The sequence below is a fragment of the Variovorax pasteuri genome (assembly GCF_051216435.1).
Lineage (GTDB): Bacteria > Pseudomonadota > Gammaproteobacteria > Burkholderiales > Burkholderiaceae_C > Variovorax.
Genome location: NZ_JBPJZS010000002.1, coordinates 547,607 through 572,399, shown reverse-complemented (window position 1 = coordinate 572,399; position 24,793 = coordinate 547,607). Strand labels below are relative to the sequence as shown.

12 protein-coding genes, 2 pseudogenes and 1 other annotated feature are annotated in these 24,793 nt (G+C 65.3%); of the genes and pseudogenes, 6 read left to right on the top strand and 8 right to left on the bottom strand.

What is annotated here, in order from left to right; translation table 11 throughout:
• Nucleotides 1–119 precede the first annotated feature (119 nt).
• The 3 genes and pseudogenes from ACSFBM_RS09815 to ACSFBM_RS09805 form a co-directional block, all read left to right on the top strand.
• Nucleotides 120–10,385, top strand: coding sequence for a two-partner secretion domain-containing protein (locus ACSFBM_RS09815; protein ID WP_435484178.1), 10,266 nt, complete (start codon nucleotides 120–122; stop codon nucleotides 10,383–10,385).
• Nucleotides 10,334–11,176, top strand: a complete 843-nt coding sequence (locus tag ACSFBM_RS09810; protein ID WP_435484177.1) for a hypothetical protein — start codon at nucleotides 10,334–10,336, stop codon at nucleotides 11,174–11,176. Before ACSFBM_RS09815 ends, ACSFBM_RS09810 begins: the two co-directional genes overlap by 52 nt.
• 106 nt (nucleotides 11,177–11,282) lie before the next feature.
• Nucleotides 11,283–12,098 (top strand): annotated as a pseudogene (locus tag ACSFBM_RS09805) (ShlB/FhaC/HecB family hemolysin secretion/activation protein); the annotation flags it as partial.
• 20 nt (nucleotides 12,099–12,118) lie between these two features.
• Here ACSFBM_RS09805 and ACSFBM_RS09800 read toward each other — a convergent pair.
• Nucleotides 12,119–13,350, bottom strand: a protein-coding gene (locus ACSFBM_RS09800) for an IS3 family transposase (RefSeq protein WP_435484176.1) whose coding sequence is annotated in 2 segments (ribosomal slippage) — nucleotides 12,119–13,062 and nucleotides 13,062–13,350 — 1,233 coding nt in all. Because the reading frame shifts where the segments join, the coding sequence is not laid out codon by codon here.
• Nucleotides 12,956–13,072: a sequence feature (AL1L pseudoknot), on the bottom strand. It overlaps the preceding gene by 117 nt.
• Before the next feature lie 51 nt (nucleotides 13,351–13,401).
• On the opposite strand from ACSFBM_RS09800, the pseudogene ACSFBM_RS09795 reads away from it, so the two are divergent.
• Together ACSFBM_RS09795 and ACSFBM_RS09790 are read left to right on the top strand one after the other, a co-directional pair.
• Nucleotides 13,402–14,310, top strand: a pseudogene (locus ACSFBM_RS09795) (ShlB/FhaC/HecB family hemolysin secretion/activation protein); the annotation flags it as partial.
• 31 nt (nucleotides 14,311–14,341) lie between these two features.
• Nucleotides 14,342–14,773: a hypothetical protein gene (locus ACSFBM_RS09790; protein ID WP_435484175.1), complete on the top strand. Its 432-nt coding sequence runs from the start codon at nucleotides 14,342–14,344 to the stop codon at nucleotides 14,771–14,773.
• Between the two features lie 21 nt (nucleotides 14,774–14,794).
• On the opposite strand, the gene ACSFBM_RS09785 is transcribed toward ACSFBM_RS09790, so the two are convergent.
• The 5 genes from ACSFBM_RS09785 to ACSFBM_RS09765 are packed head-to-tail and all read right to left on the bottom strand — an operon-like array spanning nucleotide 14,795 to nucleotide 20,919.
• The gene (locus ACSFBM_RS09785) at nucleotides 14,795–16,144 is read right to left on the bottom strand and encodes a four-carbon acid sugar kinase family protein (protein ID WP_435484174.1); all 1,350 of its coding nucleotides are present in this window, start codon (nucleotides 16,142–16,144) and stop codon (nucleotides 14,795–14,797) included.
• Nucleotides 16,141–17,358, bottom strand: a complete 1,218-nt coding sequence (locus ACSFBM_RS09780; protein WP_435484787.1) for a ribulose-bisphosphate carboxylase large subunit family protein — start codon at nucleotides 17,356–17,358, stop codon at nucleotides 16,141–16,143. The genes ACSFBM_RS09785 and ACSFBM_RS09780 overlap by 4 nt, the downstream gene beginning before the upstream one ends.
• A 56-nt stretch (nucleotides 17,359–17,414) precedes the next feature.
• Nucleotides 17,415–17,954, bottom strand: coding sequence for a VOC family protein (locus ACSFBM_RS09775; protein WP_101490957.1), 540 nt, complete (start codon nucleotides 17,952–17,954; stop codon nucleotides 17,415–17,417).
• A 43-nt stretch (nucleotides 17,955–17,997) separates the two neighbouring features.
• On the bottom strand, nucleotides 17,998–19,893 hold the full coding sequence (locus ACSFBM_RS09770; RefSeq protein ID WP_435484173.1) for a TRAP transporter large permease: 1,896 nt from the start codon (nucleotides 19,891–19,893) through the stop codon (nucleotides 17,998–18,000).
• Nucleotides 19,894–19,899: 6 nt separating this feature from the next.
• A complete protein-coding gene (locus ACSFBM_RS09765; protein WP_435484172.1) occupies nucleotides 19,900–20,919 on the bottom strand; it encodes a TRAP transporter substrate-binding protein in 1,020 nt (339 codons plus the stop codon).
• Nucleotides 20,920–21,032: 113 nt separating this feature from the next.
• Here ACSFBM_RS09765 and ACSFBM_RS09760 point away from each other — a divergent pair, with 113 nt between their 5' ends.
• A complete protein-coding gene (locus ACSFBM_RS09760) occupies nucleotides 21,033–22,097 on the top strand; it encodes a LacI family DNA-binding transcriptional regulator (protein ID WP_435484171.1) in 1,065 nt (354 codons plus the stop codon).
• A gap of 4 nt (nucleotides 22,098–22,101) precedes the next feature.
• Here the strand turns inward: ACSFBM_RS09760 and ACSFBM_RS09755 are convergent, their stop codons facing one another.
• Both ACSFBM_RS09755 and alkB read right to left on the bottom strand, forming a co-directional pair.
• A complete protein-coding gene (locus ACSFBM_RS09755; protein WP_435484170.1) occupies nucleotides 22,102–23,943 on the bottom strand; it encodes an ABC transporter ATP-binding protein in 1,842 nt (613 codons plus the stop codon).
• Nucleotides 23,944–23,948: 5 nt separating this feature from the next.
• Nucleotides 23,949–24,605, bottom strand: a complete 657-nt coding sequence (gene alkB, locus ACSFBM_RS09750; protein WP_435484169.1) for a DNA oxidative demethylase AlkB — start codon at nucleotides 24,603–24,605, stop codon at nucleotides 23,949–23,951.
• Nucleotides 24,606–24,793 lie beyond the last annotated feature (188 nt).

The window sequence follows — 24,793 nt, the reverse complement described above, 5'->3', positions numbered from 1 at the left end:
ACAAATCGTGACGAAATGCCTTGTTGAGATGTAACTGCCTCCCATAATCGCCCCCGAAATACGCGTCTTGTCACAGATGCGTTGCGAGTTCACAAAAGAATATTCGGGGAGTGTCGGGCATGAACAAGCAGTTGCACCGCGTGGTCTTCAACGCGGCCAGGGGTGTGCGCATGGTGGTCCAGGAGACCGCCAGGAGCACGGGCAAGGGGGCGAGCAAGTCCACTGGCGCAAGCGGTGGTGCGGTGCTCGGCGTTGTCGCTGCGTTGCTGACGGCGGGTGCCGTGCATGCCCAGATCGTCGGTGCGCCCAACGTGCCGGGCAACCTGCGCCCGACCGTGCTTGTGGCACCGAATGGTGTTCCGCTGGTCAATGTGCAGACGCCTTCTGCGGCAGGCGTTTCGCGAAACGTCTACAACCAATTCAACGTCAGCGCGAACGGCGCCATCCTGAACAACAGCCGAGCCAATGTCCAGACGCAATTGGGCGGGTTCATACAGGGCAATCCGTTCATGGCGGGCGGTGCGGCCCGCATCATCGTCAATGAAGTGAACGGCGGCTCGCCGAGCCAATTGCGCGGGTACATCGAGGTCGGCGGCCAGCGCGCTGAAGTGATCATCGCGAACCCGGCCGGCATCAGCGTGGACGGCGGCGGCTTCATCAACGCAAACCGTGCAACGCTGACCACGGGCACGCCGCAGTTCAATGCGATGGGTGGGCTCGACAGCTTTCTGGTGCGCGGCGGCACCATCACCATCGACGGCGCGGGGCTCGACTTCAGCAAGACGGACTACGCGGCCATCCTGGCGCGCGCGGTGCAGGTCAACGCGGGCATCTGGGCGAGCGAGCTGAAGGTGGTGGCCGGTGCCAATCAGGTGTCGGCGGATTCGGGGCAGGTCACGCCTGTTGCGGGGACCGGTGCCGTGCCGACGTATGCGCTGGACGTGGCGGCGTTGGGGGGCATGTATGCGAACAAGATCAGCCTGATCGGTACGGAAGCGGGCCTGGGTGTGCGCAATGCGGGGAGCATCGGCGCCGGTGCAGGCGGGCTCGTCGTCACGGCCGCCGGCCGTCTCGAGAACATCGGCACGCTGGAAGGCCAGCGCGTCGAATTGAGCACCCCGGGCGACATCGATAACCGCGGCGGCACGATTCGCCAGACCAGCATGGCCGGCCTCACCATCACTTCACCGGTCTTGAGCAACACCAATGGTGGCGTGATCGGCGCGGAACCTGCGAGTGCTGGCACAGGCAGTACCGGCACGAGCAGCGGCGGTACTGCGAGCACTGGAGGCACGACTCAACCCGGCGGCAGCGGGACGACGACGCCATCGGCCACAAGCGGCGACAGCGGCAGCTCAGGCAGCGCTTCCACGCCAGCCACGTACACCCCGCCGGCGCCTGGCGCCATCACTGCAGGCGGCACCCTGTCGAACGACGGTGGCCGCATTTATGCAGGCGGCCCCATCACGCTCAGCACGCCGCAGATCAACAACGCAGGCGGCACGTTGAACGTGGCGACGATGGCGGTCACAGGACCGAACTTCAGCAATGCGGGCGGTACCCTCAACGTCAGCAACAGCTTCAGTGCCAACGTGGGCCGGCTGGACAACAGCGGTGGCAAGCTGAACGCGGGCAGCCTGAGCATTGCCACCAGCGGCGATCTGATCAACGTCGATGGCATGCTGATGAGCGCTGCCGATGCCAACCTCACGGTCGGGGGCCAGGCCGACAACACGCGCGGCACCGTCTCCGCAACCGGCTCATTGACGGCCGGCGTCGGCGGCGCGATCACCAACAGTGGCGGCACCCTGGCTTCCAACCAAGGGCTGACGCTAGTTGCGAGCTCTCTGGAGAACACGAAGGGCAGCATTCAGTCGGCGCAGGCCGGCGTGCAGGTCGCAGTGACCAACCAACTGGTGAACGGCACCGGCGGTTCGATCAGCGCGGCGACGGACCTGGGTGTCCAGGCCGGCTCGCTCGCCAACAGCGGCAGCCTGCGCGGGGGGAACGATCTGAACGTCACCATCGGCGGCGCAATGGTCAACGACGGCAGCGCCACAGCCGGGCGCGACACCACGATCACGGCTGGCAGCCTGCAAGGCGGCAGCACCAGCGTGCTCGGCGCCGGAATCCAGACCGACGGCAAGCTCGGCAGCGCAGGCGATCTGCGTGTTACATCCACAGGTGCGCTGGTCGCCCACGGCACCAACCTCGCGGCCGGCAACGCCACACTGAAAGGCGCGAGCGTCGATCTCTCGGCAAGCCAGACCAGCGCCGCCAACATCGCTGTCACAGCCGCACAAGGCGATGTGATCACCAGCAATGCCACGGTCGTCACGCCCGGCACCCTGAGCATCATGGCCAACGCCCAGGCTGGCCAGACGCTGACCAACGATACCGGCAAGCTCAATGCGGGCCTACTGCAGATCGACGTCTCGAACCTCGCCAACACGAATGCCGGCGAGATCGTGCAGACCGGTGCGGGCGCATCCACCATCACGGCCAGCGGTAGCTTCAACAACGATGGCTCGCGCATCGCCAGCAATGGCCTGGACCTGAGCCTGCGCGCCGGAACCATCAGTAGCGCGAACGGCAAGATCGAGCATGCCGGTGCTGGCACGTTGACCATTGCAGGTGGCAGCTACAACGGTGCCAACGGCCAGATCACGACGAATAACGCCTTGGTCGTCGCCATGTCAGGGGCCTTCAACCAGGACGGTGACAAAGCCGCAACCAGTGCCAAGCAAATCACCATCGACGCCGGCTCCTTGAGCAGTCGCGGTGGCCGGATCGTCCAGACCGGCGCTGATGCCACGCGCATCACCGTCGTTGGGGCGTTGGACAACAGCAATGCGGGTGTCATTGCCAGCAATGGCAACACGACCATCGCAGCCGGCAGTTTGTTGAACCAAGGCGGTTCCATCCGTGCTGCGGAAACGTCCAGCCTCGCCCTGAACGTGGGCGGCCTGCTCGACAACAGCAACAAGGGCGTGATCGGCGCCGGCGGCAACACCACCATTGCGACGGGCAGCCTCAACAACAACGCCGGCAGTGTGACCGCAGTCGGCGACCTCAACGCCACCATCGCCGGGACGGCCACGAACGCAGGCGGCACCCTCGCGGCCAACGGCTACACCGCGATCACCGCCGCCAGCCTGGACAACAGCGCGGGGACAACGGCCGCCGTCAATCGCAATCTGACGGTCACGACCACGGGCCAGACGATCAACAACGGTGGCACTCTGCAAGCCGGCGGCGTCACCACCTTGAGCAATGGCGGTCTGGTCAATCAAGGCAGCAAGGTCTTCGGCAACAGCTTGAGCATCGACACGCACAAGAACGTCTTGGACAACAGTGCGAACGGCACATTGGCGGCAACCACCACGGTGGCCATCAGCTCAGGCGCTTTGACCAACGACGCCGGCCTGGTGCAAAGCGGTGGCGCCATGACCATCGACACGAATGGCAAGGCCCTGACCAACAGCAATGCGGCCAATTACAGCAGCCAACAAGGTGGTATCACCAGCGCCGACACACTCGATCTGAAGGCCGGGACGGTCAGCAACGCGGCCGGGTTTATTGGCGCGAAGAACGCTCTGACCGCCAACACCCAGGCCTTCGACAACACAAGCAAGGGCACGGTGCTTGGCCAGTCCACAGTGGCGATCAACACCAATGGCGCGAGCTACGACAACAGCAGCAACGGCCAGACGCTGGCTGTTGGTGATCTGGGCATCAGTGCTGGCAGCATCACCAATACCGGTGGCCTGATCCGGTCAACCACGACGAGCATCCTCAACGCCAGCGGTATCTCCAATACCGGCACGCAAGGCACGAACCAAGGCATCGAGGGCCAAAATGTCGTCATGGGGATGGGCAGCCTGGACAACACTTCGGGCGCCATTCGGGCCAGTGCCAACGCCACGATCACAGGCAGCGGCACGCTGACCAACACGAATGGCCTGATTTCTGCTGGCAACACGCTGGCCATCGTTGATCCGAACCGTGCCAATCCAGCCGCCAAGACGCTGAACGTCGTCAACACCGGCGGCACGCTCGTAGCAGGTACGGCGGCCGTGCTCGGCACGGATGGCAAGGTGCAGACTGCCGCATTCGGCAAGCTGGAGATCGATGCCAAGGGCTTCAGCGGCGACGGCACGACCGTGAGCGTCAATGACCTGAGCATCACCCTGGCGCAGGATGTGACGAACAGCGTCGACGTCAAGGCCGGGCGCAATCTGACCTACGCGACCACCGGCAAGCTGACCAACAACGGCAAGCTGCTGGCGGGTGGAACTGCCACGGCCAGTGGCAGCGATGTCGAGAATGCCGTCAATGCGGAGATTTCCGGGACACACACCGTCATCAACGCCGCAGGGACACTGACCAACCGTGGCCTGATCGACAGCCAGGGAGCCACGCAGGTCAACGCGGGAACACTGACCAACATCGGCACGGGTCGCCTCTATGGCAACGCGATCTCCATCGCGGCGGGCACGCTCAACAACGTTGCTGAGACGGCCAGCGGCGTCGCCAAGGCTGCGACGATAGCTGCTCGTAACAGCTTGGATATCGGCGCGGGCACCATCAACAACCGGGACGATGCACTCATCTTCAGCGCTGGCGATATGTTCATTGGCGGTGCCTTGGATGCCAAGCGCTATGCCACCGGCAAGGGCGGGACCTTCAACAACGAGAGCGCGAGTATCGAATCATTGGGTGTGATGGCCATCGCCATGGGCAGTATCAACAATGTCGATACACATCTGAAAGTTGCAACCAACAGCAGCACCGTATCGGTCCCCAGCATCATCACGATGGATGGGAAATCCTGGGAGCCTTTCGATGCGCTGGGCAACCCCATCACGTGGGGCGATCCCAGCACGCGCTTGGTCTACCACAAGGCTGCGGATGGCACTGTCAGCGTCATCGGCAAAGGCTGGACCAACGCCGTCACCAACATCGCGGTCACAGAAGACTCGGTAGTACCGGGGACGGCCGATCCGGCTCGCATTGTCTCTGGCGGTGATATGACCCTCAATGGGCATGTCTACAACCGCGACAGCCAGATCATGGCCGGTGGCGCCTTGAACGCGTCCGACGTCGACAACCAAGCCACGCCCGGCAAGCGCGATACCTCCGTGAGCGCGGTATGGATTGGCTACAACCCAAATCGCCCCGGAAAGCCGCCGGAGGCTCCGATCATCATTCCTCCGACGACGACCACCGATACCTACAAGCTCACTGACTACCAGCCTCAGGAGCATCTGAATGCGACCAAGGGCTTCAACGCTGGCGTCGCTGGCTACACCACCGTCGGTAACGCAACGGGTGGCACGGGCAACGTCGCCGCCGGCGGACGCCAAGGCGCCATTGTCGAAGTGGCCTCCAACGTGAATGGCGTTATCAAGACAAATGGGACGAGCGCAGGTGCGGCGGCTGGCGCTGACGGGACCGGCAGTACCGGAAGCCAGGCTGTTCCGATGGTGGTTCGTACCAGCATGCCCAACGTCACCGTTCCGCAAGCCAGTCTGTTCAGCGTGAACACCGGCGGTCGGTATCTCATCGAAACGGACCCACGCTTTGCAAACTATCGTCAGTGGCTCAGCAGCGACTACCTCCTGAACAACCTCGGACTTGATCCGAACAACATCCTCAAGCGGCTGGGCGACGGCTTTTACGAGCAGAAGCTGATTCGTGAGCAGGTGGCCCAGTTGACGGGCTACCGCTACCTGGACGGTTACTACAGCGACGAAGAGCAGTACGCCGCGCTGATGAACGCAGGCGCTACCTTCGCGAAGGAGTATGGCTTGCGGCCCGGCATTGCCCTAACGCCGGCACAGATGGCGCAACTCACTAGCGACATCGTCTGGCTGGTCGAGCAAACGGTGACCCTGCCGAACGGGAGTACGCAGCAGGTCCTGGTGCCGCAGGTCTACGTTCGTGTGCGTCCTGGGGACATCAACGGCAACGGGGCCTTGCTCAGTGCCGATGCAATCAACATCAAAGGCAGCGGCGACCTCGTCAACACAGGCACGATCGCCGGGCGGACCCTGGTCAGGATCGATGCGGACAACATCAACAACCTCGGTGGCCGTATCAGCGGTGGCGATGTCACGCTGAACGCCAGGACCGATCTGAACAACATCGGTGGGACCATCGATGCGCGCGACAGCCTGAGAATCGATGCAGGGCGTGATATCAATGTTCGCAGCACCACGCAGACCAACGGATACAACACCAACCTCGACCGCATCGCAGGCCTGTACGTGACGAACCCGGGCGGCAGACTGGTTGCCAGTGCCGGCCACGACGTGAACCTGATCGGCGGGATCATCTCCAATCAAGGGGTTGGTAGTTTCACGTCGATCACGGCAAAGAACGACATCAACCTGGGCACGGTGACCGAGACCCGGGCCATGATGGGCGCCAGTTCCACCACGTCGATGGCGATGGCCAGCTCGCAGGAGTTCGGAAGCACCATCACCACGAATGGCACCATCGTGCTAAGGGCAGATCGCGACGTCAATGCGCGTCAGGCCACCGTGGACGCAGGCAAGGGCTTGTTGAGCGTGCATGCGGACCGGGACATCAATATCGAGTCGGGCGAGGCCCGGGTCATCGGCAGCTACTCCGCGCAGTGGTCGGACAAGAAAACCTTCAGTCGCACCGATAACAAGCTCTCGGGGGATTTCGACAACGCGACGAGCGTAGGCAGCAAGTTTTCCGGCGGCGTGGTCTCCCTTGGCGCGAAGAACGACATCAACATCATCGGCTCCAGCATCAGCGGCAAGGACGGGGTTGCCGTGGTGGCAGAACACAACCTCAACATCGTCGAAGGCCGAAACACCGTCAACAGCAGCATCGAGCTGGACCGCCAAAAGCGAGGAGTCAGCGCCCTCGGCGTCATCGGAGGTCTTGTGACCATCGGCGCACCTGTAATCCTGCCCTCCGGCAAGACCACCACCACAGGCGTAGAGATCAAGTCCGACACCGCAGCACCCAGCACCATCAGCAGCAGCAACGGTGGCGTTCTGCTGCAAGGAAACAACAGCGTCTTCATGCAAGGCGTCCAGGTGGATGCTGGGAAGGATGTCTCGATCCTGGGCGGCAATGTGATCATTCAGGCGGCGACAAACCAGCAATCCGTGACTGGCACGACCAGCAGCAAAAGCGCTTGGTACGACTTCGGCAGCGCCGCGATTCTCAAGGACGTCGGCAAGGGGATCAAAGCGCGGGAGACTACCTCCACAGAGGTCGACACCACGACATTGGCCCGCACCACGATCAATGGCGCGAACGTCAACATCGCCGCCGCCGCCGATACGTTGGCGCTGGCGGGTACGACCATCAACACACCGGGCCAGGTGAGCCTGAGCGCCGACACACTGTTGCTGGGCACTCAGACGACCGAGACGACCACGCGCACGACGAGCCAAGGCCGCGATGTTGTGTACCAGGTCAATCGGGACAATGGAAGCACCAACCAGACGACGAACTACAACCAGATCAACGCGGGGAGCCTGTCGGTCGCGGCGAACCATGTGCAGGCAGGTCTGGGCGCTCGCGACAGCATTGAAGAGCTTTCCAAGCAGCCGGGCATGGGCTGGGTGGATCAGTTGGCCCACGACCCGAAGCTCAGCGGCAAGATCGATTGGCAGAAGGTCGAGGAAGTCCACAAGACCTGGGACTACGACAAGCAGGGGCTGACGCCGGAAGGCGCGGCCATCGTGACGCTGGTGGTGGCGTACTTCACGGCAGGGGCAGCTTCAGAAGCAGGTGCGGCAGTGGGCGACGCCGCAGCCACCACGGCGACTGGTGGCGGTGTTGCCGTTCTTGGTGAAGGCGGATTCATTGCTGCCGGAGGGGTAACGATCTCCACTGCGGTGGGTGGCGCTGTCACGGCCGGTATCACTGCGCTTGCAAGCCAGGCATCCATTGCACTGATCAACAACCAGGGCGATATCGCTGGGGCTCTGCATGATCTGGGCAGTAGCGCCAACGTGAAGAACCTGCTGACAGCCATCGTCACGGGCGGCGTTCTCGGCGCCATGGACCTGAATCCGACCGGCTTGCCCACGGCAGGCGCGGGTTCTCAGCCGTTCTTCACGCAACTGGGCCAGAACCTGCAGGCCGCGACCGCCAAGGCAGTGATCAACACGGCCATCAACGGCGGCAGCCTGGAGAAGAACCTGGCGGATGCACTGAAGAACGGCATCCTGGACACCGTGGCGGCGCAGGCGGCCAATGCCATCGGCACAATGAGCATGGGCAACGACGCCACGCTCAACGAGTTCACCAACAAGGTGGCGCATGCGATTGCAGGGTGTGCAGTGGGAGCGGCCCGGACGAACAACGCTGGAGGCTGCGGTGCAGGGGCCATCGGCGCGGCGGTGGGCGAGCTTGTGGCCGAAGCGTATGGGGTCAAGTCCAATACCACGCAATTCGCCGCAATGATCTCCGGTCTGGCGGCCGCGCTCACCGGGGCGGATGCAAGCCAGATCGCCCTGGCTGGGCAGGCAGGGGCCAATGCAGCTGCCAACAACTTCCTGTCCCATCAGAACGTGGCGGAACTTGCGGCCAAGATCGCCAAATGCGGGGGAGTTGACAAGTGCATCACGGACGCCATTGAGAGCATGCGTGCCATCAGCCAGGCCAATGACCTGGCCCTGCTGAACTGCAAAGCCACCAACAACTGCGCTGAACTGACGGCCGCCTACAGGGCCGGCGACAGCGACCTGAACAACCTTCTTACCTCGGGTGCTCTGGGCAGCGACAGCAACATCAATCGGGTGCTCAGCCTGCAGAAGCCCGCCCTCGCGTACATCGCCAACGATCTTTACAACAAGGTTCCGGCCGGGTGCAACTTGGTGAGCCCGAGTGCGGGGTGCATCCAGCAATCGCAAGAGTTCGCAAAGGGGCTTGCTGTCCTGGGGGTTGGCATGGTCACCATGCCGCTGATCGCTGTGGGCCCTGCGACGACTGGCGCGGTGGCAGGCGGGCTGCTCTCGGCAGTCACGCAAGGCATCGACAGCGGAAACGTCAACGCCGGCACGGTTCTGGTCGACACGCGCACCGGCGCGATCACCGGAGTACTGGTCAACGGGTTGTTCGAGGGAGTCACTCAGGTCGTGGTGGCCTCTGGCAGCAGGGTGGCGCAGTTGTTCAATTCCGAGGGACGCTTGGTTGCCGTGACATCGGCGGAAGGGTCTGCCATCGTCACCGAGGGGCGCGTCGTGACGCAGGCCCAGGCGACAGCCGCTCGATTGGCGCCTTGCTGCTTTGCACCGGGTACGCTGGTGTCCACTGAATCGGGCGAGCGTGCCATCGAAACCATCAAGCCGGGCGACAAGGTCTGGACGCGGTTGGAAGACGGCACGGGTGAGGCGTTTCTTGCACCGGTGACGGCCGCGCACGTGCGCGACGACCGCCCGATCCTGCGGCTGACGGTGGAGCAGGCCGACGCGTCGCAGACCACCAGCGAGGAACTGCTGGTCACGCCGGGCCATCCCTTCTACGTCGAGAGCCGCGGGTTCGTGGGGGTGGAAAACCTGCAGGCCGGCGATCAACTGGTATCTCAAGACAACCACCGGTACTTGAAGGTGCGCTCGGTTCAGATGTACGCGCCCCGAGGGTTGACGTACAACCTGACGGTCGAGACAGGACACACGTTCTTCGTTGGGACGCTGAGCACGTGGGTGCACAACGTGGGGCCTTGTGTGACTTGCGCTAATGGAAGCTGCACGCTCCACGTGGGCGAGATGCCCAACGGCGGTGGCGTCAGTCTGCCAAAGGGATATGCCGCCAATGCCGATGGCACCTTTGCGGGGCCAGCCGGAGGGTCGTTGGTGCCGGCCGGCGTAGCGGCCGATGGGTCGCTTGTGTTTCAGCGGGCCGGTGGCGGCAGCTACTTCAGGGTAGACCCCGCGACAGGCACCCAGATCACGGTACTCAGATCCGATCTGAGCAACGGGGTGACATGGAGCATCACGCCTGGTACCGGCTCACAAGCCCTGCAAAATCAGTTCAACGGGGCACGGTTTCAGAATGCGTTCAATGAGGCTACCGGCTTACCCAAGAACACGACCGCTGTGCCCGTTCCTATGCCTGATGGAAGCACGGTCAAGACGATTTTTGACAATGCTGGCAGACCAGTGGGTTTAGTGGAACTCAAGGATGTCATAACTCTTAATGGCAGTGAACAACTCAGGGCACAGCTTCAATATGCAACTATCAACAATATTCCGTACAGTTTGGTCGTGAGCCCATCGAATAAAGTGATATCTCAACCCTTGTGGGAAGAAATTTTAGAAGCAGGCGGAAAGGTATATCAATGCGATCCGACCACTCAAGTCATCAAGCAAATTTTCGCGAGGCCGCATTGAAAAAAACCGAAAAGCCAGAAATTAGAATTTCTGTTACGACAAGATTAAATACCACCGAGTGGGAGTTTGGTCGTAAATTCCTGCAAACCCTGTGCGATGCTGATGCTCGCCTATCGCCTGAGTATGTCGGAAATTCGGAGCCAATCAAGATTTTTGTTGGGAACATTGATGATTGCAAGGCAAGTTGGGCTCCAGAGGCCATCATCGATGGCCCAGTGGGACCGTCGCATGTCAAATGGAATTTTCTTTGGAAACGAGCTAAGGCAATTAAATATTGGGGCTGCGTTCATCACACGCTAACAACCAGATCTGGCGAGTTGAAACTAGGATGGATTACCCTGACGGCAACACCTGATAAGCGGGTTGACTGGAGTGATTTGTTTCACCGCCTTTGCATTCTTACGAATCCAAAATTTGCAACAATGCACTTGAGGACAGATGCAGAGGCAAGGCCCGAAGCATTTAGTGAGAACGTTGTTGAAAATTTTGGAGTAAATGATTTGCTCTATGGCCACCCCGATGTGGCACTGAAGGAACGTGGTTTGGCTTATTTGTCTTGGGCCAACTTCTTCGGTGAGCAATATGCTTCTGAAGTTGATGTAGCCAAGCTCCAAGAAAACGGCTTCAGCGTAGAGTCTATCGGCGAAGGTTTTTTGGTTACGCTAACGCCTACCTTGTCTGATGTAATGGATAATTTCTCCCTTTTCTCGGAGCGCCGCGTTGCATTGAGAAAGTTATTTCGCCCAGGCCTATTTCGGATTAATGAAGAGCCTAAGCCCTTGCCGGAGTAATGTGCCATTCGCGTCAGGCTTTTGCACAAATAATTTTTGCGCACTCAAGCCGTTCAAGAATAAAAAATGGGAGTCTGATTTGAAGCGCAACTTGTTGGCTGCCGCAATGGCCGCCGGTCCGCTGTTGTCCGCTGCGCAGCAGTCTCCGACGACGCCTCAGCCCTTCATCGAGCAGCAACGCCAACAGGAGCGAGAACGCGCCCTGCGCGAGCAGAACGAACGCACTGTCGACCAGCGTCCCCAGGCTGCTCCACAGGCGCCGGCCCAGCGCATTCCTGGGGCGGAATCCCCGTGCTTTCGCATCGACAGCGTGCTGCTGGTCGGTGAGCAGTCCGACTCGTTCCAGTGGGCTGTTGCCGATTTGTCCGGCCCTGAGGGCAACGATTCACCGGTTGGCCGCTGCCTCGGTACCGCTGGCGTCAATGTGGTGCTGGCGCGTGCGCAGCAAGTCGTCATTGCTCGCGGCTACGTCACTACTCGTGTTCTTGCCGCCCCGCAGGACTTGTCCACCGGCACGCTGACCCTCTCGCTGGTGCCCGGCCGCATCGCCGCAATACGCACGACCGCCGACTCTTCGTCTACGCTGCTCGGCAGTTTCACTTTGCTGGCCACGGCGATCCCAGCCCGTCCCGGCGACCTGCTGAACTTGCGAGACATCGAACAGGGTCTGGAGAACCTCAAGCGAGCCCCCACCGCCGAAGCCGACATCCAGATCGAACCTTCGACCGCCCCCAATGCCAAGCCCGGCGACAGCGACCTCGTCGTCAAGTACGTCCAATCCAAGAAGTGGCGTGTCACCCTCAGCTTGGACGACAGCGGCACCGAAGCCACAGGCCGCTACCAATCCGGCGCCACGCTGTCCTTGGACAACCCCTTCGGCCTGAACGACCTGTTCTACGTCAGTGAATCGCCCCGGCTTTCATGGAGGCCAGTTGGTTTAAGTCATGCCGCCGTCTTGGCGGACTGACTGGCGAGTTGCCGGTAATAGTTTGCCTCAGCTTCTGCAGGCGGGATGTAGCCGATGGGTTCGAGCAGGCGATGGTGGTTGAACCAGGACACCCATTCGAGCGTCGCGAACTCCACCGACTCCTTGGTCTTCCACGGCGCCCGGCGATGGATCAGCTCGGCCTTGTAGAGGCCGTTGATCGTCTCGGGCAGGGCGTTGTCATAGGAGTCGCCTTTGCTGCCCACTGATGGCTCAATGCCAGCCTCGCCCAGTCGTTCCGTGTACCGGATGCTGACGTATTGCGAGCCACGATCGGAGTGACAAATCAAGCTGCCGTCGCGTTCGGGTTGACGGTCGTACAGCGCTTGCTCCAAAGCATCGAGCACGAAGTCCGTGCGCATCGAGCTGCTGACCCGCCAGCCCACGATGCGTCGGGCGAACACATCGATCACGAAGGCGACGTACAGCCAGCCCTGCCATGTCGACACGTACGTGAAATCCGAGACCCACAGCTGGTTCGGGCGCTGCGCTCGGAACTGCCGGTTGACCCGATCCAGCGGGCATGGTGCTCTGGAGTTGCTGATAGTGGTCTTCACCACCTTGCCGCGCATCACACCTCTCAGCCCCAGGCGCCGCATCAGCCGCTCGACCGTGCAGCGGGCCACCGTCGTGCCCTCGCGCGCCAGTTGCCTCCAGACCTTGTCGGCCCCATAGACCTGCATGTTGGCCTGCCAGACGCGCTGTATCGCCGGAATGAGGACATCGTCGCGGAGTGCTCTGGCGCAGCGCTTATGCGGCTCGCGCAGCAGCGCCGCGTGCCGCCGGTAGCCCGACGGGGCGACCTGCAAGACCCTGCAGATCGGCTCGACCCCGAAGGTGGCACGATGCCTGTCGATGAAATCCCTCAGGACTTCAGCCGGCGGTCGAGCTCCGCCTGGGCGAAAAACGCGCTCGCCAGCTTCAGGATCTCGTTGGCTCGGCGCAGTTCCTTGACCTCGCGTTCGAGCTCCTTCATCCGCTGGGACTCGCTGGTCGTCACGCCTTCTCGAACGCCGTTGTCGACCTCATCACGCTTGACCCATTCGTTCAGCGTCTGCGGCACGCAGCCGATCTTCGGTGCAATCGACTCGATCGCCGCCCACAGCGACGGGTATTCCCCACGGTGCTCCTGCACCATCCTCACTGCGCGCTCACGCACCTCGGGTGAGAACTTGTTCGACTTCTTCATGGCTCAATCCTCTCAGAGTGTTGAGCCTCCACAAAATCCGGGGCGATTCACAGCGCCAACCACAGCATTAACAACCACGTCTTCAGTGACCCGGCAAAAGGCACCGAAGGCCAGACCGTCCACTACTCGCTGCCTTACGGCTACTGGCTCCTGGGCTTCACCGCCTCCAACAGCCAGTACCACCAGAGCGTGGCCGGCCTGAACCAAGACTACGTCTACGCGGGCAAGAGCAACAACGCCGAGGTCAAGCTCTCGCGCCTGATCTACCGCGACCAGCACCGCAAGACGACTGTGGCCGTGAAGGGCTGGCGGCGCGAGTCGCGCAACTTCGTGGACGACACCGAGGTCGAGGTGCAGCACCGCGTGGTCGGGGGCCTGGAGTTCAGCCTGAACCACAAGGAGTTCATCGGCGAAGCGACGCTCGAAGGCACGCTGGCCTACAAGCGCGGCACCGGCGGCTTCGGTTCGCGCGCTGCGCCCGAAGAAGAGTTCGGCGAGGGCACCTCGCGACTGAAGCTGTACACGGCCGATATCAGCCTCAACGCGCCCTTCAAGCTCGGCGAGCAGAAGCTGCGCTACTCCGGCCTGATCCGCGCGCAGTGGAACCGCACGCCGCTGACGCCGCAAGACCGCTTCTCCATCGGCGGGCGCTACACGGTGCGCGGCTTCGATGGCGAGACGAGCCTGCTGGGCGAGCGCGGATGGCTGCTGCGCAACGACATCGGCTGGGCGGTGGGGCAGAGCGGCGCGGAGCTGTACGCGGGCATGGACTACGGCCATGTCGGCGGCCGTTCGACCGCCGACCTTCTCGGCCGCAGCCTGACCGGCGCCGTCATCGGCGTTCGCGGCCAGTGGACGAAGCTGAGCTACGACTTCTTCGTCGGTGCACCGATCAGCAAGCCCGAGGGCTATCGCACGGCCAAGGTCACGCTGGGCTTCAATCTGAACGCAAGCTTCTGATTCGCAAACAACTAAACGGGAGAAATTTGAAATGAACTACCGATCAATCTGCGCCATCACCCTCGCATGCATGGCGCTCGCCGCCTGCCAATCCGCCCCTTTGTACGAGCCCACGCGCCGCGCACTGGTGGCCGCCGATGAAGACGAAGAACGCACCGTCGTCGGGCAGCCCACGCCCGGCACCGCCTTCGCGCAGCTTCGCCCCACAATGACCTACGCCGAGGTCATCAAGATCGCCGGCAAGCCGAACGCCGAGACGGTGCGCAACACGGGCAAGGCCTGGGTGCCGACCTACAAGGGCACCGACCGCTGGCGCCACTACCTCGCCTACAAGGGCCAGGGCGTGCTGGTCTTCGCGGGTGCGGAAGGCGGCGAGATCGCGGAGATTTCGCGCACCAAGTCGTACACGCCCGACGTGCTGATCCAGATCGTGCACAACCCCAAGGACAGCGGCAAGCTCTGACACGCGAGCGCGCGTCCCGGCTCAAGTGCCGACGCCATGCACCAGCCGCTCGAACACATCCTCCGTCCCCATCTGCCCGCCTTTCAGCATGAGCTCCATGCCGTCGAGCGCCGCGTCGTCGCTGTGCACGCGGCACAGCGACGCGCCGGCGCCCATGTCGGCGACATAGGACAGGCCCCAGGCGTCGAGCGCCTGCACGCCATGGCTGGAGGTGTCGCCGCCGGCCACGCCGATGCGGGCGAGCGGCGTGGTCGCAAGCACTTGTGCGAGCAAGTCGCCCCCAGCGCGCGCCAGCGCCTGTGCGTCCAGTTCGGCCTCTGAAGGAATGGCGTGGGGCGCGCGGGTGCAGGCCAGCACGTGGCGGCCGCGCTCGAGGCTTCGGGCGATCGCCTCGGCTTGATCTGATATGGCGGCTGCGTCGCGTTGCGCGAGCTTCTGCGCGTCCAGCCACACGATGTCGAACGACTTCGCCGCCGCCACCTGCCGCGCGGTGACGGGCGACAGGCTGCCTGCGAGCACCAGCACCGGGCCCTTCGCCGGTGTCACGCCGGTCTGTGCAGTCAGGGCGCCGACGCTGTCCCCGTTCAAGGACGACATGGCCATCGCCAGCGCATCCACCACGCTGCTCGGTCCCGCTGCCAGCAGCGTGGTGCCTTGCGCCCTGGCCCACAGCACGTCGCCGATGGCCCGGAGCTGCGTCGCGTCGGCCACGTCGAACAGCACGGCGTCCGCGGGCGGCGAATGCAGCGCCTGCCGCAGCGCGGTGGCGAGCGCATCGCTGCCATGCGATGCCGCGGTGAAGGGCATCGAACGCACATCCGTCAGGCCTTGCCTGGCCAGGTGCAGCCGCAGGTCGGCCTCTTCCATCGGCGTGACCGGATGCCGGCTCATCGTCGGATGCCTGTCGATGCGAAACACCTCGCCGCCGCTTCCCGCCGCGGCGAACAGGTTGCCGAACAGGCAATAGCGCCCCAGGTTCGGCTGCCCGCCGACGATGGCGGTCCACGGCTGCTCGACGGCGGCGCACAGCACACGCACGGCCGCGCCGATGGAGCCGATGTGCGGCGCGCTGTCGAAGGTCGAACAGGTCTTGTAGTGCAGCACGCGCGCGCCCAGCGAGCGGAACAGCGTGGCCACGGGGCGCAGCTCATCGCGCATTTCTTCAGGCGTCATGGCGCGCGCCGCGCCCGCGATGCCCAGCACGTCGAGCGGCCCGGCGCGGTCCAGGCGCGCGGCATCGGGCGTCTTCAGGAACAGCAGCGCACGCAGCCCCGCGCGCGCCGCGGTGCCCAGCGTGTCGGTCGCGCCGGTGAAGTCGTCGCCGTAGTAGACGACCGCCGGGCGCTGGCTGGTGGGGCCCTTGGGGCTCATGGCTTGCCGAAGAAGGCGAGGGCGCGTGCCAGCTCGGGCTGGTCCCTGGCTGCGTCCGCCAGCGGCACGCCTGCGCGCGCGGCCGACCACGCCTGCCGGATGCTGGTCACGCCGGCCGCCGCGCCATCGGGGTGCGCGAGGATGCCGCCGCCCGCCATGAAGAGCAGGTCGTCGCTGCCGATGGCCGCCCAGGTTGCGGGCACGGTGCCGGCCCATTGGCCCGAGGAGAACGCGGGCATCACGCGGTCGTCTGCTGCCTCGGTCAGCGGTGTGTAGCAGTCCCTGGCCGATTCGATGACCTCGCTGTCGGGCTGCGAGAACTTGCCCTGCAGCCCGTGCACATGCATGTGGTCCACGCCGGCCAGCCGCCACAGCACCTGGTAGGCCTGGAACGAAATGCCCAGCAGCGGATGCCGCGACAGCGCCCCATAGCCGTTGCGGTGCCCGTGCACGGCCAGGCCGGTGTGCCGCCGCAGCGTCTGCATGCCCGAGTGCCCGCACCAGTTCAGGCTGGCCATCACGCACGAGCCGCCTTCGCGCGCGACCAGGTCGGCGTGCCGCTTCATCGCGTCGGTCTCGTCGGTGATGTTGAAGGCCACCATCACATGCTTGCCGGTGCGCTGCTGGTGCGCGCGCACGACGGCCATCACGGCGGGCACGCGCTCGGCCAAGGGCGCATGCGCGGGGTCGGCGCAGACCTCGTCGTCCTTGATGAAGTCGACGCCCGCGGCGCACAACCGGCCGACCAGCTCGGCCGTCTCGGCCGTGGACAGCCCCACGTTCGGCTTGATGATGGTGCCGACCAGCGCACCGCTGGCCACGCCGGTCGCGCGCCGCGTGCCGGCGATGCCCACGCGCGGCATGTCGAATTGCGCGCGGTACGCGGCAGGCACCTGCAGCGACTCGAGCCGCAGCCCCGTCACCTCGCCCAGGTCGTACAGGTTGCCCGACACCGTGGCCGCGAGCGTCGGCAGGTTCGCGCCGATGTTCGCCACCGGAAACGCGATGTCCACATGCGCGCGCCGCCAGGGGCCCTTCGCGCCTTTGCGCTCCAGCAGGGCGTTGGGCAGCGAGGGCGACTGGGCCGGCGCGAGCTCGGTGATGGCCTCGACCGTGGCGCGCGCCCGCGCGCGCAGCGCATCGGTCTCGCCTTCCACGCGCGTGAAGGTGCCGCACGACTGTTCGCCGGCCATCACCTCGGCCACGGCCGCCATGTCGTGCGGCGTCTCGATCAGGTAGCGCGCGCGGATGCGCTCTGGGGCCTGCACGCTCACAGCTTGCTCAGGTCGGGGAAGGGCCGCACGGGTTCGCTGCCGTCCCAGCCTTCGGACGCACTGCGGATCAGGTCGAACATCTTGCCCTTGGGGCCCGCGACTTCCGACAGCTCGATGACGGTGCCGGGGTGGTACTCGGTGTCGAAGTAGATGAAGCGGCCGCGCTCGCCTACTTCGCCGCTCATCACGGGCTTGAAGCCTTGCGCGGTCAGGCGTGCCAGGTCGGCGTCGTAGTCGGCCGTCCAGTAGGCCACGTGCTGCAGCCCGGTGCGCCCGGCCTGCAAAAAGTCGCGGTACATCGAGGGCACGTCGTTGCGCGTCTGGATGAGCTCGACCTGCACATAGCCCGAGTTGGCCAGCGCCACCGAGTTGTGCGGCTCGTGCGCTTCGCCGTTGTAGCGGTAGTTCTTGATGGGCACCTTGGGGTTGTAGAACCAGGGGCCCACGCCCAGCGTGGTGCTCCAGTAGTCCATGGCGGCTTCGATGTCGTGCACGACATAGCCCAGTTGGCGGATCTCGCCGAGGAATCGACTCATGGGGTGTGGCTCCGTGGATGTGAGTGTGTTGTTGTGGTGTTCATCAGAATTTCAGGAAGCCGGTCGAGAACCAGGGGAACGCGGCCACGATCACCAGGCCCACCAGCATCGCGCCGATGTAGCCCCAGATGTGCTTGATGCCTTCATCGGGGTTGACCTTGCTCACGGCGCATGCGCCGTAGTAGCCCACGCCGAAGGGCGGCGCGAACAGGCCGATGCCCATCGAGAAGATGACGACCATGGCGTAGTGCACCTCGTGCACGCCCGCGGCCTTGGCAATGGGAAACAGCAGCGGGCCGAACAGCACGATGGCCGGAATGCCCTCGAGCACGCTGCCCAGCACGATGAAGGCGATGATCGACACCGCCAGGAAGCCGTAGGCCCCGCCTGGCAGTGCGCCCATGACGCGCGCGAGGTCCTGTGAGAAGCCCGACTGCGTGAGGCCCCACGCCATGGCCGTGGCGCAGCCGACGATGAAGATGATGGCGCCCGAAAGCGAGGCGGTGTCGATCAGCATCGGCTTCAGCCGCTTCCAGTCGAACTGCCGGTACACGAAGAGACCGACCAGCGCCGAGTACACGATGCCGATGGTCGACACCTCGGTGGCGGTGGCCACGCCCTCGACCACGGCCGCGCGAATCACGAAGGGCAGCAGCACCGCGGGCAGCGCGACCATCAGCAGCTTGCCGATTTCGCGCTTGCTGTAGCGCTGCACGCCGCTCAGGTCTTCGCGGCGGTAGCGCCACCACACCACCACGCACAGCGCCGCGCCCAGCACCACGGCCGGCAGCAGCCCGCCGGCGAACAGCGCCGCGATGGAAATGCCCGTGACCGAGCCGATGGTGATGAGCACGATCGACGGCGGAATGGTCTCGGTCTGCGCGCCGGTGGCCGACAGCAGCGCGACCAGGTCGCCGGGCTTGGCGCCGCGCTTGACCATCTCGGGGAACAGCACCGGCGCAATGGCGGCCATGTCGGCGATCTTGGAGCCCGAGATGCCCGACACCAGGTACATGGCGCCGATCAGCACATACGAGAGGCCGCCGCGCACGTGGCCCAGCAGGCTGGCCAGGAACTGGATCATGGCGCGCGCCATGCCGGTCATCTCGATGAGCGCGCCCAGGAAGATGAACAGCGGCACCGCCAGCAGGATCAGGTGCGACATGCCTTCGTCCAGCCGCCCCACCATCACCAGCAGCGGTGTGCGCGTGGTGAGCGCCAGGTAGCCGAAGGTGGCCAGCGCGAACGAGAACGCGATGGGCACGCCCGACAGCACGGTGGCCGCCACCACGACCACGAAGAAGATGACAAGGTTGAACTTGCCCAGCGTCGCGAACAGCGGCGCGGCGAGCCAGAAGGCCCCCACCAGCGCGGCCATGCCGAGCACCGCCACGGCAATCTGCCGGCCGCTGCACACGCGCACCAGGCGCAGCAGGGCCATCGCCAGCATGATGCCGATGCCCGCCGGAATGGCCGCCGCGCGCCAAGCGTTGCTGATTTCCAGCGCGGGCGTGACGATGAACGACTCTTCGTGCGCGTAGTCGATCGACGGCCAGATGATGAGCACCAGGAACGCGACCGAGGCCGCGATGGCGAAGGCGTCGAGCAGGGCGCGGGTGGAGGGCGTCACCTTCTGCAGCAGCGCCGTCATGCGCATGTGCTCGCCGCGCCGCAGCGCGACCACGGCGCCCAGCATCGACAGCCACAGGAAGAGGATGGACGCCAGCTCGTCCGACCACACCAGCGGCGCATGGAACACATAGCGCGACACCACGCCCGCGAACAGCACGCAGATCTCGGCCAGCACCAGCAGCGCCGCCACCGCCTCGACCACGCCGCCGAGCACGCGGTCGGCGCGCGCCGCGATGCCGCTCAGCGCATTGGCCGAAGGGCCGGTGCCCGTGAACGGGGCCGCCTCGAAAGTGGATTCATGCACCATGGCCGCTCAGGCCAGCTTGCCGACGGTGCCTTCGAGCAGCGCCCACGCCTCGGGGCCGAAGCGGCCCTTCCACTCGCCGTAGAAGCCCGATTCGCGCAGCTTCGCGCGAAAGCTGTCGGCCGTGGGGCGGTTGATGGTGAGGCCCTTGGCCTGCAGGTCGCCGACCACCGACTCGTTGAGCTTCCTGATGTCTTCGCGCTGCTGCATGCCGGCGTCGTTGATGGCGCGCGCCACGATGGTCTTCAGGTCGTCGGGCAGGGCGTCCCAGGCGCGGCCGTTGGCAACGAACCAGTAGCCGTCCCAGATGTGGTTGGTGAGCGAGCAGAACTTCTGCACCTCGAACAGCTTGGCCACCTGGATGATGGGCAGCGGGTTTTCCTGCGCGTCGACGATCTTGGTCTGCAGCGCGGAGTACACCTCGCTGAACTGCAGGCTGGCCGGCGCGGCGCCCAGGCCCTTGAACATGGAGATCGACAGCGGGCTCACCGGCACGCGGATCTTCAGGCCGTCCATGTCCTTGGCGGTGGTCACCGCGGCCTTGCTGCTGGTGGTCTGGCGAAAGCCGTTGTCCCACATCTTTTCGAACGCGTACAGGCGCGACTTGGCAATGGCGCCGCGCACGTGCGCGCCGACCTTGCCGTCCATGGCGCCCCACACCTGCGCGTAGTCGTTGAACGCGAAGCCCACGGCGTTGATGGCCGCCACCGGCACCAGCGTGGCAATGACCAGCGCCGAGGGCGTGAAGAACTCGATGCCGCCCGAGCGCACCTGCGCGAGCATGTCGGTGTCGCCGCCGAGCTGGTTGTTGGGAAAGATCTTGATCTCGACCCGGCCCTTGGTTTCCTTGGCGATGCGGTCGGCCGCTTCTTGCGCGCGCACGTTCAGCGGGTGGCTCAGCGGCAGGTTGTTGCCGTACTTGTACGAGAACTCGGCGGCGCGCGCGATGCGCGGCACGGCCGTGACGATGCCGGCAGCGGGGAGGGCGGAAAGGGCGCGTAGGGCGCTCCGGCGGGTCAGCGATGTCATGTCTGTCTCCGTTATGCGTTTGATGCAATCTGATGCACCATGGAATTCAGTGCCCAGTGAAGATAGAAGGATGCATGATCCAGGTCAAACTTATGCCTGATGGTTTTTGATGTATGCGGGAAAACCCTTCACTCGTTTCCTTGCCGCCTGATGCGCGCCGCGCCCGCGTGGTCGACATCGCCCGCGCCGCGCAGGTGTCGACCGCCACCGTCGACCGCGTGCTCAACCGCCGCCCCGGCGTGCGCGACGCCACGGTGCAGCGCGTGCTCAAGGCCGCGGGCGAGCTCGACTACCTGCCGGGCCCCGAGCTGTACGCCGCGCTCACGCCGCCGCCGCTGCGGCTGGTGTTCCTGCTGCCGGCCGGCACCAACCGCTTCATCCGCATGCTGGGCGACATGGTGGGTTACGCGCAGGAGCACTGGGCGCCCTTCAACGTGCAGTGCCGCACGGTGTTCATCGAGAGCTTCAATCCGCACGAGCTGGCCGACGCCCTGCGCCGCCACGGCCAGCGCTGCGACGGCATCGCGATGATGGCGCTGGAGCATCCGGCGGTGCGCGAGGCGGTGGCCGCGCTGGCGGCACGCGGGCTGCCGGTGGTCACGCTGATTTCAGACCTGTCGAACTCGGAGCGCGCGGCCTTCGTGGGGCTGGACAACCGCGCGGCCGGGCGCACGGCGGGCTACCTCATCGGGCGCTTCATCGGCGCGCGCACGGCCAAGGTGGCGCTCATTGCGGGCAGCCTGAGCTACAAGGCGCACGAGGAGCGCGAAGCGGGCTTCCTGCACGTCATCGACGAGATGTTCCCGCGGCTCGAAGTGGTGGGCCTGCGGGAAGGCCAGGACGACGCGGGCAAGAACTACCGCCAGACCCGCGCGCTGCTGGAGCAGCACCCGGACATGGGCGGCATCTACAACATCGGCGGTGCGTCGGACGGCGTGGCGCGCGCGCTGAAGGAGGCGGGGCGCGAGCAGAAGGTGGTCTTCATCGGCCACGGGCTCACGCCCGACACGCGCGCGCTGCTGATCGACGGCAGCATGGACGCGGTGATCACGCAGAGCCCGCACACCACGCTGATGAACTGCGTGCGCATCTTCAACAACCTGCGCGACAAGCGCGAGGCGCTGAGCGGCGTGGAAACGACGCGCAGCCAGGTCATCTTCAGAGAAAACCTTCCGTAGTTCTCTAGGCGTGCGCGCCGGCCGGTGCCGTCATGCGCTGCAGCAGCGGCTGGCGTGCCAGCACCGCGTCGCGCGGGCCGTGGTCGAGCACATGGCCGGCCTCCATCAGCACCACGGTGTCGAAGCGATCGAGCAGGCTCAGGCGGTGGATCGATGCGATCACGCAGGCGTCGGGAAAGGCCTCGGCGATGCGCGCCAGCACGCGGGCCTCGGTGTTGGCGTCGAGCGCGCTGGTCGGCTCGTCGAGCAACAGCAGCGAGCTGCCCTGCGCCGCGAGCACGCCGCGCGCCAGGCACAGCCGTTGCCGCTGTCCGCCCGACAGGTTGAAGCCGCGCTCCGACACGGCGGTGTCGAGGTTGCCGTGGTTGGCCTTGAGCACCTCGTCGAAGGTGCTGGTGTGCAGCGCGGCGTTCAGCAGCGCGTCGTCGCGCGGCAGGCCGAAGGCGAGGTTCTCGCGCATGGTGGCCTCGAAGAGTTCGGTCTCCTGCGGGATCAGCGTGGCCAGGCGGCGCAGCTGCGCCCAGTCCATGGGCCGGCCGTCGAAAGAGAGCGTGCCGCTGCCCGGCGGATACAGCCCGGCCAGCACGCGCAGCAGCGTGCTCTTGCCGCCGCCGCTGGGGCCCACCAGCGCCACGCGCTGGCCGCGGCGCAGCGTGAGCGTCACGTCGTGCAGGCCGCTGCGCGTGGGTTCGCCGGTGCCGGCTTCGCGATCGGTTCCGGGCGCGGCCCCGCGCGCGGCGTAGCGCCATTGCAGGCCTTGAATGTCCAGCTGCTGCCACTGCGCGTCGGCCACGATGCGCTCGCGCTCGGGCACCTGCTCGGGCGGCGTGGCCCGCACGTCGCCAGCGCCGCTCGTGGGGGCCTGCCAGATCGGCTCGGCGCTGCTGTAGTCGGTGTGCATGCGCGCGAAGAAGCTGAAGTTGGCCGCTACCGACGTGACGACGCCGGCGGCCTGCTGCGCGTACTGGTAGATCATGAACACCGCCCCCAGCATCACCGCCTGCCCCGGTGCGCGCGCCTGCCACACGTAGACCACCACCAGGCCCCAGGTCAGCGCCAGACCCATCAGGTCGACGGCGAACCACTTGCCTTCGTTCAGCACCACGGTGCGCTTGAGCGGCAGCGAAATGGCGGCCATGCGCCGGCGCAGCAGCAGCCGCGACGCGCCCTGCAGGCGCAGGCCGATCACGGTGGAGGCATTGCCCACGAAGTCGAGCAGCGCTGAAACGTAGCGCCGGTCGGCGTCGTTCTCGGCGCGCGCCAGCTTCATCAGCGCGCGGTCGATGCGCACGATGACCAGCCCGATCAGCACGTAGCCCGCCAGCGCCGTCACGCCGCTGGTGCGCGACAGCAGCGCCAGCGCCACCAGCGGGCCGACGAAGTTGACGGCGTTGGTGAGCCAGATGAACTGGTTCTGCGCAAAGTCCGACAGCGCGCGGCTGGCCTGGTGCACGCGGTGCTGCAGCTCGCCCGAATGGTGGCCGTCGTGCCAGGCCAGCGGCGCGGCGGCGATGCGCGCGTACAGCTCGTCGGCCAGCCGCTCGCGCACTTTCATGCCCACGTTGCGCTCCAGGATGCGGCCGGGGCCGTGCAGCACCCAAGCGCCGACGTACACGCCGGCCAGCGTCGCGATCCACCGGCCCGCGCCGGGGAGGTCGCCGCGCTGCAGCGAGTTGATGGCCTGGCCCGCCAGGTAGGGCAGCGCGAGGCGAATCAGCTGCGAGCAGGCCAGCAGCCCGGTGGCGCCCAGCAGCTGTCCGCGCGCGCCTTCGGCGAAGTGCCACAGCGCCACATACAGCTCGCGAATGGCGTTGCCGGGGTCGAGTTTCTTGTCGGTGGTCTGCATGCGTGTCAGCCGGCTTTGCGGAAGGTGAGGTTGATGCGGTGGGCACCCAGCAGCGGGTGCGGATCGTCTTTCAGCGGCAGCACGCCGTGGTAGCGCAGCCGGTCTTCACCGCCCCACACCACCACGTCGCCGTGCGCGAGCGGCACGCGCACCGGCTTGTCTGCGCGCGCCAGCCTGCCGAACAGAAACACGGCCGGCATGCCGAGCGACACCGAGACGATGGGCGCGCCGTAGTCGTGCTCGTCCTTGTCCTGGTGCAGCGACAGCCGCGCGCCGGGCACGTAGCGGTTGACCAGGCAGGCGTCGGGCGCGAAGCCGTCGAAGCCCGCCGCCGCTGCCGCCTCGCGCGCCAGGCGTGCGAAAGGTTCGGGCATGGGCGGCCAGGGCAGGCCGGTGTCGGGGTCGGTGGCGCTGTAGCGGTAGCCGCGGCGGTCGCTGGTCCAGCCCAGCGCGCCGCAGTTGGTCAGCGCGACGGACATGGTGAAGCCGCCCGGCGTGACCAGGTGGCGAAACGGCGCGCGGTCGGTCAGCGCTTCGATCGCCGGCAGCAGCGCGCCCGCGAAGGGCAGCGCAAAGCCTGGGAGCACGAAGGCGCCGGGCCCGAGCGGTTCGCGCGCCTCGCGCGGCGGGTCGTCGAACAGGGCAAGGGTCGTTGTGGTCATGCCCCTCGATCTTTGCTGAAAAGCCGCGGCACGCGCCGCCCGTGTACGCCGACAGTCGCGTCGGCCGACACGCCGGGCTCCCATATTCTGGGGATGCAGCACGGGGAGGCAGCCCTTAGCCTCACACCCCCGGCCGCAAGTAGTGCTTAGGGTTTAAATTCTTGGAACCACGAAACAGAAGGGGTATG

Excerpts from the sequence above, each read along its gene's own strand:
- ACSFBM_RS09770 (WP_435484173.1), bottom strand. The coding sequence starts at position 19,893 with ATGGTGCATGAATCCACTTTCGAGGCGGCCCCGTTCACGGGCACCGGC.
- alkB (WP_435484169.1), bottom strand. The coding sequence starts at position 24,605 with ATGACCACAACGACCCTTGCCCTGTTCGACGACCCGCCGCGCGAGGCG.
- ACSFBM_RS09775 (WP_101490957.1), bottom strand. The coding sequence starts at position 17,954 with ATGAGTCGATTCCTCGGCGAGATCCGCCAACTGGGCTATGTCGTGCAC.
- ACSFBM_RS09780 (WP_435484787.1), bottom strand. The coding sequence starts at position 17,358 with ATGGCGGCCGTGGCCGAGGTGATGGCCGGCGAACAGTCGTGCGGCACC.
- ACSFBM_RS09790 (WP_435484175.1), top strand. The coding sequence starts at position 14,342 with ATGAACTACCGATCAATCTGCGCCATCACCCTCGCATGCATGGCGCTC.
- ACSFBM_RS09765 (WP_435484172.1), bottom strand. The coding sequence starts at position 20,919 with ATGACATCGCTGACCCGCCGGAGCGCCCTACGCGCCCTTTCCGCCCTC.
- ACSFBM_RS09810 (WP_435484177.1), top strand. The coding sequence starts at position 10,334 with ATGCGATCCGACCACTCAAGTCATCAAGCAAATTTTCGCGAGGCCGCA.
- ACSFBM_RS09785 (WP_435484174.1), bottom strand. The coding sequence starts at position 16,144 with ATGAGCCCCAAGGGCCCCACCAGCCAGCGCCCGGCGGTCGTCTACTAC.
- ACSFBM_RS09755 (WP_435484170.1), bottom strand. The coding sequence starts at position 23,943 with ATGCAGACCACCGACAAGAAACTCGACCCCGGCAACGCCATTCGCGAG.
- ACSFBM_RS09815 (WP_435484178.1), top strand. The coding sequence starts at position 120 with ATGAACAAGCAGTTGCACCGCGTGGTCTTCAACGCGGCCAGGGGTGTG.
- ACSFBM_RS09760 (WP_435484171.1), top strand. The coding sequence starts at position 21,033 with ATGCGGGAAAACCCTTCACTCGTTTCCTTGCCGCCTGATGCGCGCCGC.